We start from the raw sequence: 11,311 nt of genomic DNA on the forward strand, positions 1-11,311 counted from the left end.
TAATTATAGATATCAATGGAATCTAAAAAAGATGACTCCTATACAGTATAGAAATCATCTTCTTAAAAATATTGCTTAACCCCTTTTTTTGTATTGTCCTTGACAAAGGGTCCACTTTATTTAAATATAGTAATGGCTCTTTTTTTTATATAAATAAATAGTATTTTTTTTTGTTGACACTTGACATAAATTGTGATAGTATATTTAATTGCATTGATATATTGTAGAATATTATGCATGAATTAAAATTTAAATTAAAGTAAAGAATACAATAATGAAAATGTATGCGGTCCAATATCACTATTTACCAGAGTGTTTATTGGTTATTTTAGTTTATACAAGGGGTGAAAGCTGATGGTACATCCTGTCCAAGTGGGAAAGAGAACTAGAATGAGTTTCTCTAAATTAAATGAAATAGGTGAAATGCCTAATTTAATCGAAGTACAATTAGATTCATATCAGTGGTTCTTAAAAGAAGGACTTAAAGAAGTTTTTGAAGATGTGAATCCAATTAGTGACTACACAGGAAATCTTGTCCTTGAGTTTGTAGACTACACTTTAGAAATGGAAAATGTTAAATATTCAGTTGAAGAGTGTAGAGAAAGAGATACAAACTACGCAGCACCGTTAAAGGTAAAAGTAAGATTAAGAAACAATGAAACTGGAGAAGTAAAAGAACAAGAGGTCTTTATGGGAGATTTCCCATTAATGACTGATCAAGGTACATTTATAATCAATGGTGCCGAAAGAGTTATCGTTAGCCAACTTGTTAGATCACCAGGTGTTTATTATTCTTATACAGTAGATAAGACAGGTAAAAAATTATATGCAGCTACTGTTATACCTAATAGGGGTGCATGGCTTGAGTACGAGACTGACTCAAATAACATAATATATGTAAGAATAGATAAAACAAGAAAATTACCAATAACATTACTTGCTAGAGCCATGGGTTATGGATCAGATAGTGAGATAATAGAATTCTTTGGTGAAGAAGAAAGACTTAAAGCTACTATAGAAAAAGATAATACAAAATCTACTGATGAAGCTTTACTTGAAATCTATAAGAGATTAAGACCAGGTGAACCACCAACAGTAGAAAGTGCAGTATCTTTAATTGAATCTCTGTTCTTTGATGCTAAGAGATATGATTTATCTAGAGTTGGAAGATACAAGTTTAATAAAAAACTTGCTATAAGTAATAGACTTATAGGTCATACTGCTGCTGAAGATATCATTAACCCAGAAACTGGTGAAGTATTAGTTGCTAAGGGTGCTAAGATAGAAAGAGAAGTAGCATTAGAAATCCAAAACTGTGGTATTAATATTGTTAATGTATTAGTTGAGGATAAAGTATTAAAAGTAATAGGTAATCATTTTGTTGATATAAAGAATTTTGTATCATTTGACATTGAAGATTTAAACATAAAAGAATTAGTTTATTATCCAGTACTAAAAGAAATTTTAGATACTTACAGTGATGAAAATGATATAAAAGGTGCAATAAAGAAAAATATAACAAAACTTATTCCTAAACATATAATTAAAGCTGACATATTTGCAACAATAAGTTACGCTATTGGTTTACCATATGGAATAGGTCATGAAGATGATATAGATCATTTAGGAAACAGAAGACTAAGATCTGTTGGAGAGTTACTTCAAAATCAATTTAGAATTGGTTTATCAAGAATGGAAAGAGTAGTTAAAGAAAGAATGACTATTCAAGAACAAGAAGGAATAACTCCACAAGGATTAATAAATACTAGACCAGTTGCAGCAGCTATTAAAGAATTCTTTGGTAGTTCGCAATTATCACAATTCATGGATCAAATCAATCCATTATCAGAACTTACTCATAAGAGAAGATTATCTGCATTAGGACCAGGTGGTTTATCAAGAGAAAGAGCTGGTTTCGAAGTAAGAGACGTTCACCATTCACATTATGGAAGAATGTGTCCTATAGAAACTCCAGAAGGACCAAACATCGGTCTTATTAACTCATTAGCTACTTATGCTAAAGTTAATGAATATGGATTTATAAAGACTCCATACAGAATTGTAGATAAAAAAGCTGGTAGAGTACTTGATGAAATCAAATACTTCACTGCTGATGAAGAAGCTGGTTTCTTAATAGCTCAAGCATATGAAGAAATTGATGAGAACGGATACTTTATACATGATAAAGTTACTGTAAGAGACGAAGATGATGTTCTTATTGTTTCTAAACATGATGTTGATGTAATGGACGTTTCTGCAAGACAAATGGTTTCTGTTGCTACAGCAATGATTCCATTCCTTGAAAATGATGACGCATCAAGAGCACTGATGGGGGCAAACATGCAACGTCAGGCTGTTCCATTATTAAAACCACAAGCACCTATAGTTGGTACTGGTATAGAATTCAAAGCTGCTGTTGACTCAGGTATATTACCTAAGACAAAGTACGATGGAGAAGTTATATACGTAAGTGCAGATACTGTTAAAGTTAGAAGAAATGAAGATGGTAGAGTTGATACTTATCACCTTGCTAAATTCAAGAGATCTAACCAAGGTACTTGTATAAATCAAAGACCTATAGTTGAAAAAGGCGAAAAGGTAAAAGCTGGTGATGTCTTATCTGATGGACCATCTACTGATTTAGGTGAAATAGCATTAGGTAAGAATATAAGAATCGGATTTATAACTTGGGAAGGTTATAATTACGAGGATGCTATGCTTATATCTGAACAATTAGTAAGAGATGATGTATTTACATCTATCCATATTGAAGAATATGAATGTGAAGCTAGAGATACAAAATTAGGACCAGAAGAGATTACAAGAGATATACCTAATGTAGGTGATGATGCATTAAGAGATATCGATGAAAAAGGAATCATTAGAATTGGTGCTGAAGTAAGATCTGGAGACATACTAGTTGGTAAGGTTACTCCAAAAGGAGAGACAGAATTAACAGCTGAAGAAAGACTTTTAAGAGCTATCTTTGGTGAAAAAGCAAGAGAAGTAAGAGATACATCTCTTAGAGTGCCTCACGGAGAAACAGGAATAATAGTAGATGTTAAGATATTTACTAGAGAAAATGGTGATGAACTTTCACCAGGTGTTAACCAATTAGTAAGATGTTACATTGCTCAAAAGAGAAAAATATCAGTAGGGGATAAGATGGCAGGACGTCACGGTAACAAAGGGGTTATCTCAAGAGTGTTACCAGAAGAAGATATGCCATTCTTACCAGATGGTAGACCAGTACAAATCTGCTTAAATCCATTAGGGGTTCCATCTCGTATGAACATCGGTCAGGTACTAGAAGTTCATTTAGGATGGGCAGCAGCAAATTTAGGATGGCACATAGCAACTCCAGTATTTGATGGAGCTACTGAAGAGGAAATAGAAGATTGTTTAGAAGAAGCAGGATATGATAGAGATGGTAAAACTGTTCTTTATGATGGAAGAACTGGTGAAGCCTTCGATAATAAAGTAACAGTTGGTTACATGTATATATTAAAGCTTGCTCACTTAGTTGATGATAAGATTCACGCAAGAAGTACAGGTCCATATTCTCTAGTTACTCAACAACCATTAGGAGGTAAAGCTCAATTTGGTGGTCAAAGATTTGGAGAAATGGAAGTTTGGGCTCTTGAAGCATATGGAGCAGCACACACATTACAAGAAATACTAACAGTTAAGTCAGATGACGTTGTTGGTAGAGTTAAAACTTACGAAGCTATCGTTAAGGGTGAAAATATACCAGAACCAGGACTTCCAGAATCATTCAAGGTTCTTATTAAGGAATTACAAGCATTATGCTTAGATGTAAGAGTACTATCTTCAGATCATGAAGAAATACTATTAAAAGAATCTGTTGAGGAAGAAATGGAAGACGTTGAAGTTAATCTTGAGGTTACAGAGGTTTTACCTACTCAACCAATGGAAGAAACTATAAGCGTTGATAATGACCAAGAGGAAGAATTCTATGACGATGAAGAGGTTCCAGAAAACTTAGATGAGGAACCAGAAGGATTGGAAGAAATTTCTTTAGAAGATTTTAATGACAATTTTGAGTTAGATGACTTTAATGATGAACACTAATAGATTGAAGGGAGGACGTACCCTTGGAATTAAATAATTTTGATATGTTACAAATAAGACTTTCTTCACCAGAAAAGATAAGAGAATGGTCTAGAGGTGAAGTTAAGAAGCCTGAAACAATTAATTACAGAACATTAAAACCTGAAAAAGATGGTTTATTCTGTGAAAGAATATTTGGACCAATAAAAGACTGGGAATGTCACTGTGGAAAATATAAGAGAGTTAGATACAAAGGTATAGTTTGTGACCGTTGTGGTGTTGAAGTTACAAAATCTAAAGTCAGAAGAGAGAGAATGGGGCATATAGAACTTGCTGCCCCAGTATCTCACATATGGTACTTTAAGGGTATACCATCAAGAATGGGATTAATTCTTGATATGTCACCAAGAGCTTTAGAAAAGGTACTTTATTTTGCAAATTATATTGTATTAGACCCTAAAGAAACTCCACTACTAAAGAAACAATTATTAACTGAAAAAGAATATAGAGAAGCAGTTGATAAATATGGAGATAACTTTGTAGCTGGAATGGGTGCAGAATCTATAAGGATTCTTCTTGCTGAAATGGATCTAGACAGAACTGTTGAAGAATTAAAAGAAGAACTTAAGAACGCTGCAGGACAAAAGAAAATTAGAATAATAAGAAGACTAGAAGTTGTTGAATCATTTAGAGCATCAAATAATAGACCAGAGTGGATGATTACAGAAGTAATTCCTGTTATTCCACCAGACTTAAGACCAATGGTTCAATTAGATGGTGGTAGATTTGCTACTTCAGACTTAAATGATTTATACAGAAGAGTTATAAACAGAAATAACAGATTAAAGAAGCTTTTAGATTTAGGAGCTCCTGACATAATTGTTAGAAACGAAAAAAGAATGTTACAAGAAGCTGTAGATGCTCTTATAGATAATGGTAGAAGGGGTAGACCAGTTACTGGTCCAGGAAACAGACCACTTAAATCATTATCAGATATGCTTAAAGGTAAGCAAGGTAGATTTAGACAAAACTTACTTGGTAAAAGAGTTGACTACTCTGGTAGATCTGTTATCGTAGTAGGACCAGAACTTCAAATGTATCAATGTGGTCTTCCAAAAGAAATGGCATTAGAATTATTTAAGCCATTTGTAATGAAGAAGCTTGTTGAAAGTGGAGTTGCACACAACATTAAGAGTGCAAAGAGAATGGTAGAAAGAGTTCAAGCACAAGTATGGGATGTACTTGAAGAAGTAATTCAAGACCATCCAGTATTGCTTAACCGTGCTCCTACTCTTCACAGATTAGGAATTCAAGCATTCCAACCAATACTTGTTGAAGGTAGAGCTATAAAGCTTCATCCACTTGCATGTACAGCATATAACGCTGACTTTGATGGTGACCAAATGGCGGTTCACGTTCCACTATCTGTTGAAGCACAAGCAGAAGCAAGATTTTTAATGTTAGCGGCACATAACATAATGAAACCATCTGATGGTAAACCAGTATGTGTTCCTACACAGGATATGATTCTTGGATCATACTACTTAACATTAGAAAAAGAAGGATCAAAAGGTGAAGGCAAAGTATTCGCTTCTAAAGAAGAAGCTTTAATGGCTTATGAATTAGGAGAAATAGCTATTAATGCAAAAATCAAAGTTAGAATGTTTAAAGAAATAAATGGAGAGCTTAGACATGGAATAATTGACACAACAGTTGGGAAAATTATATTTAATGAATCTATTCCACAAGATTTAGGTTTAGTAGATAGAAGTATCCCAGGAAATGAATTTAAGCTTGAAGTTGATTTCTTAGTAGCTAAAAAGAATTTAGGTAAACTTATTGATAAATGTTATCAAAAGTATGGTCCTACAGAAACATCTATAATGCTTGATAAAATAAAAGCAAAAGGATATCATTATTCAACAATTGGAGCTATAACTGTTGCTACATCTGACATGATAGTACCAAAGAGCAAAAAGGCACTTCTAGAAGATGCTGAATCAACTGTTGAAAAGATAGAAAAGATGTATAGAAGAGGATTCATTTCTGATGACGAAAGATATGAAAAAGTTATAGAAAAATGGAATGAAACTACTGAAAATATAGCTGATGCGCTAATGGATAGTTTGGATCAATTTAATCCAATATTCATGATGGCTGACTCTGGAGCCAGAGGTTCTAAGTCACAAATTAAGCAGCTTGCTGGTATGAGAGGTCTTATGGCTAATCCATCTGGTAAGATTATCGAGCAACCAATCAAAGCATGTTTTAGAGAAGGACTTAACGTATTAGAGTACTTCATATCTACACACGGAGCTAGAAAAGGTAACGCCGATACTGCCTTAAAGACTGCCGATTCAGGATACTTAACTAGAAGACTTGTTGACGTATCACAAGATGTTATAGTAAGAAGTCATGATTGTGGAACTACAGAAGGATATGAAGTTTACGCAATAAAAGAAGGCAATGAAATAATAGAACCATTAAGCGAAAGATTAACAGGTAGATATTGTGCTGAAGACATAATTAATCCTGAAACAGGAGAAGTTATGGCTGAAAGAAATACTTATATAGAACACGATATGGCTGAAAAGATAGAAGCTGCAGGTGTTGAAAAAGTAAAAATAAGATCAGTATTTACATGTGATTCTAAATACGGAGTATGTTCAAAATGTTATGGTATGGACATGGCAACTGGTACAGAGGTTAACATTGGAGAAGCAGTTGGTATAGTAGCTGCACAATCAATCGGTGAACCTGGTACACAGCTTACAATGAGAACATTCCATACTGGAGGAGTTGCTTCAGGTGCCGATATCACTCAAGGTCTTCCTAGAGTAGAAGAATTATTTGAAGCAAGAAAACCAAAGGGTCTTGCTATTGTATCAGAAGTTGCTGGTAGTGTTAAAATAGAAGAAACTAAGAAGAAGAGAGTTGTAATTGTTGTTACAGCTGAAGGTGAAGAAGTAAGTTATGATATTCCATTTGGATCATCTTTAAAAGTATCTAATGGAGATGTTATAGAAGCTGGTGATGAAATCACTCAAGGTTCAGTAAACCCACATGATATTATAAGAATTAAAGGTGTTAAAGCCGTTAAGAATTATCTATTATCAGAAGTTCAAAAAGTTTATAGACTTCAAGGGGTTGATATCAACGATAAGCATCTAGAAGTTGTTGTAAAACAAATGACTAGAAAAGTTAAAGTTGATGAATCAGGAGATACTAATTTATTACCAGGAACAATGATTGATATTTACGATTTTGAAGAAGTAAATAATAAAGTAATAGCTGAAGGTGGAGAACCTGCAAAAGGAAATGAAACACTATTAGGTATTACAAAAGCATCACTTGCAACAGATTCATTCTTATCTGCAGCATCATTCCAAGAAACTACAAGAGTTCTTACAGATGCAGCAATAAAAGGAAAAATAGATCCACTTATAGGATTAAAAGAAAATGTAATTATAGGTAAGTTGATTCCTGCAGGTACTGGTATGAAGAGATATAAGTCAATAAAGATCAAAGCTAAAAGACCAGACGATATGGATATAGTTGAAAGTATATAAATCAGTTCTGTTGACAGCTTAACATTAAAATGATAAAATACATTACGTGTGTTAAGTGATGGAGGGTTTAAAATGGTGGAAAGAATTAAAGATAAAAAGGTAGTTGGAATTAAACAATCTACTAAGGTTCTTAAAACCGAAAAATGCAAAACTCTATATATTGCAAAAGATGCTAATTTAGCACTTTTGAGAGAAGTAGAGAACTTAGCAAAAGATAACTCCGTTGAAATAGTGTATATTGACACTATGAGAGAATTAGGGAAACTATGTGGAATTGATGTGAAAGCATCAGTAGCAGTTACTCTAATATAAAAAGCTATCTAGTATATTAATATATAGGATAAATTAAAGAGGAGGTGTAAAGATGCCAACTATTTCTCAATTAGTAAGAAAAGGTAGAAAAACTGTAGCAGCTAAATCAACTGCACCAGCTTTAAAATCATGTCCACAAAAAAGAGGGGTATGTACTGTTGTTAAAACTACAACTCCAAAGAAGCCAAACTCAGCGTTAAGAAAAATTGCCAGAGTTAGACTTACAAACGGATATGAAGTTACAGCTTATATCGGTGGGGTAGGACACAACTTACAAGAGCACAGTGTTGTTCTTATAAGAGGTGGAAGAGTAAAAGACTTACCAGGGGTAAGATACCACATCGTTAGAGGAGCACTTGACTGTGCAGGAGTAGCTAACAGAATGCAAGCAAGATCAAAGTATGGTGCTAAGAAACCTAAGAAGAAATAATAATTCTTAGTTAGTGCGATGTTTTCGATATTTTATATGATATACAACTCCATATGGAGATTATATAAATTTTCCGATTACAAAGCATTTTGCGGCAATTAAATTGTCGAGTACCGATGAGTTAAATTATCATATTAAGGAGGGAAGAAAAGTGCCAAGAAAAGGACATATAGCAAAAAGAGATGTATTACCAGATCCAATGTACAACTCAAAAGTTGTTACTAAGTTAATCAATGGTATTATGAGAGATGGTAAGAAGGGTGTAGCTCAAAAAATGTGTTATGATGCATTTGCTATTATAGCTGAAAAAACAGGAAAAGATGCATTAGAAGTATTTGAAGATGCTATGAACAACGTTATGCCATTACTAGAAGTAAAGGCAAGAAGAATAGGTGGTTCTAACTACCAAGTACCAATCGAAGTAAGACCTGAAAGAAGACAGACATTAGGAATCAGATGGATACTTGCAGCCGTTGAAAAAAGAGGCGAAAAGTATGGAAGAGAAAGATTAGCTAATGAACTTATAGATGCTGCAAACAACACAGGAGCTGCTGTTAAGAAGAGAGAAGATACTCACAAAATGGCTGAAGCTAATAAGGCGTTTGCTCATTACAGATATTAATTTTTATAAAAAAATAGAAACTGTTTTGGTCTTTTGACCAAAGCAGTTTTATACAATTTAATAATCCGAGAGGAGGAAATAAAGTGGCTAGAAAATATCCTTTAGAAAAATTCCGTAACTTTGGAATAATGGCTCACATTGATGCTGGTAAAACAACAACAACTGAGCGTATATTATTCTACACAGGAAAAACTCACAAAATAGGTGAAGTTCACGATGGTGGAGCAACAATGGACTGGATGGTTCAAGAACAAGAAAGAGGTATAACAATTACTTCTGCTGCAACAACTTGTGAATGGAACGGTCATGAATTAAACATTATCGATACACCAGGACACGTAGACTTTACTGTTGAGGTTGAAAGATCACTTAGAGTATTAGATGGAGCTGTAACAGTTCTTGACGCTAAGAGTGGGGTTGAACCACAAACTGAAACTGTTTGGAGACAGGCAGATAAATATATGGTTCCAAGAATCATATACGTAAACAAAATGGATGCAACTGGTGCTGACTTCTTTAACTGTGTTAATACAGTAAGAGACAGATTAAGAGCTAATGCAGTGCCAATACATATTCCAGTTGGTCAAGAAGATCAATTCAAGGGTATGGTAGACTTAATAGAAGATGAAGCTATTATCTTTAACAATGATTTAGGTACAGATATCACTCATGGTGAAGTACCAGCTGAATTAAAAGATCAAGCTGAAGAATACAGATCTTCTATGATAGAAGCAATTGCAGAAACTGATGAAGAGCTAATGATGAAGTATTTAGATGGTGAAGAAATCACTAAAGAAGAATTAAAGGCTGCTTTAAGAAAAGCTGTAATTAAGAATGAAATAGTTCCAGTATTATGTGGATCTTCATATAAAAACAAAGGTGTTCAACAAATGATCGACGCAGTTGTTGACTACTTACCATCACCACTTGATATACCACCAGTTAAAGGTGTAAATGAAGACGGTGAAGAAGATGAAAGAAAAGCATCAGATAGCGAACCAATGTCAGCTTTAGCATTCAAGATTGCTACTGACCCATTCGTTGGAAAGCTTGCATTTACAAGAGTTTACTCTGGAGTAATGAAAGCTGGTTCATATGTTCTTAACTCAACTAAAGGTAAGAAAGAAAGAATCGGAAGACTTGTTAAGATGCATGCTAATTCAAGACAAGAAGTTGAAGAATTAGAAGCAGCAGAATTAGGAGCAATCGTTGGATTAAAGAATACTACAACTGGAGATACTTTATGTGATGAGAATGCGCCAATCATTCTTGAATCAATGGAATTCCCAGAACCAGTTATCAACGTTGCTATCGAACCTAAGAGTAAAGCAGCTCAAGAAAAGATGGGATTAGCGTTAGCAAAACTTGCTGAAGAAGATCCAACTTTCAAAACTTGGACTGATCAAGAAACAGGTCAAACAATCATCGCTGGTATGGGTGAATTACACCTTGATATCATAGTTGATAGATTAACAAGAGAATTCAAAGTTGAATGTAACGTAGGTGCTCCACAAGTTGCATACAAAGAAACTATTAAGAAAGCTGTTAAAGCTGAAGGTAAATACATTAAGCAATCAGGTGGTAAGGGTCAATACGGTCACTGCTGGATTGAAATGGAACCAACTGAAGGAGAATACAGCTTTGAAAATGCTATCGTTGGAGGAGCTATTCCAAGAGAATACATTCCAGCTGTAGACAACGGTATTCAAGAAGCTGCTAACAGCGGTATAGTTGCTGGATATCCAGTTATAAACTTCAAAGTTAAATGTTTCGATGGATCATACCATGATGTTGACTCATCTGAAATGGCGTTCAAAATTGCAGGATCAATGGCATTCAAAAATGCTATGCAAAAAGCAGACGCAGTATTACTTGAGCCAATGATGAAAGTTGAAATAACAGTTCCTGAAGAATACATGGGAGATGTTATGGGAGACGTTAACTCAAGAAGAGGTAGAATCGAAGGTATGGAAGCAAGAGCAGGTGCTCAAGTTGTAAGAGCTTTCGTTCCACTTTCAGAAATGTTTGGTTATGCAACTGCATTAAGATCAAGAACTCAAGGTAGAGGAGTTTACTCTATGGAATTTGATCACTATGAAGAAGCACCAAAGAGCATTCAAGAAAAGATTGCTGGAGAAAGAAACAAAAAATAATTTAAATTATAATATATCATATAATGTAAAGATTAGTTAGGAGGAATTAACAATGGCAAAGGCAAAGTTTGAAAGAAGTAAGCCACACGTAAATATTGGAACAATCGGTCACGTAGACCACGGTAAGACAACATTAACAGCTGCAATCACAACT

The 11,311-nt window shown here is 34.2% G+C and carries 8 protein-coding genes; all 8 read left to right on the forward strand.

The genetic code is table 11. The annotated features are described in order from the left end of the window. A partial coding sequence (locus tag KQI30_RS17645) for an IS3 family transposase (RefSeq protein WP_367397842.1) occupies positions 1-79 on the forward strand: 79 nt, incomplete at its 5' end. A 275-nt stretch (positions 80-354) separates the two neighbouring features. Further along, positions 355-4,092, forward strand: a complete 3,738-nt coding sequence (rpoB, locus tag KQI30_RS15565; protein ID WP_216464267.1) for a DNA-directed RNA polymerase subunit beta — start codon at positions 355-357, stop codon at positions 4,090-4,092. A 23-nt stretch (positions 4,093-4,115) separates the two neighbouring features. Further along, entirely contained in the window at positions 4,116-7,640 is a 3,525-nt protein-coding gene (gene rpoC, locus KQI30_RS15570; protein WP_216464268.1) for a DNA-directed RNA polymerase subunit beta', read from the forward strand. 72 nt (positions 7,641-7,712) lie between these two features. Then, positions 7,713-7,952, forward strand: a complete 240-nt coding sequence (locus KQI30_RS15575) for a ribosomal L7Ae/L30e/S12e/Gadd45 family protein (protein ID WP_216464269.1) — start codon at positions 7,713-7,715, stop codon at positions 7,950-7,952. A 52-nt stretch (positions 7,953-8,004) separates the two neighbouring features. Further along, positions 8,005-8,382 (forward strand): 30S ribosomal protein S12, encoded by a 378-nt coding sequence (gene rpsL / locus KQI30_RS15580; protein ID WP_216464270.1) that lies wholly within the window; start codon positions 8,005-8,007, stop codon positions 8,380-8,382. Between the two features lie 151 nt (positions 8,383-8,533). Continuing rightward, positions 8,534-9,004 (forward strand): 30S ribosomal protein S7, encoded by a 471-nt coding sequence (rpsG, locus tag KQI30_RS15585; protein ID WP_044039392.1) that lies wholly within the window; start codon positions 8,534-8,536, stop codon positions 9,002-9,004. Positions 9,005-9,087: 83 nt separating this feature from the next. After that, complete coding sequence (gene fusA / locus KQI30_RS15590) at positions 9,088-11,157, forward strand: elongation factor G (RefSeq protein ID WP_216464271.1); 2,070 nt, start codon at positions 9,088-9,090, stop codon at positions 11,155-11,157. Positions 11,158-11,209: 52 nt separating this feature from the next. Next, the coding region (locus tag KQI30_RS15595; RefSeq protein WP_151192201.1) for a GTP-binding protein at positions 11,210-11,311 on the forward strand (102 nt) is incomplete at its 3' end.

It is taken from the genome of Clostridium bornimense, assembly GCF_018917145.1.
In the GTDB taxonomy this organism is placed as follows: domain Bacteria; phylum Bacillota; class Clostridia; order Clostridiales; family Clostridiaceae; genus Clostridium_AN; species Clostridium_AN bornimense_A.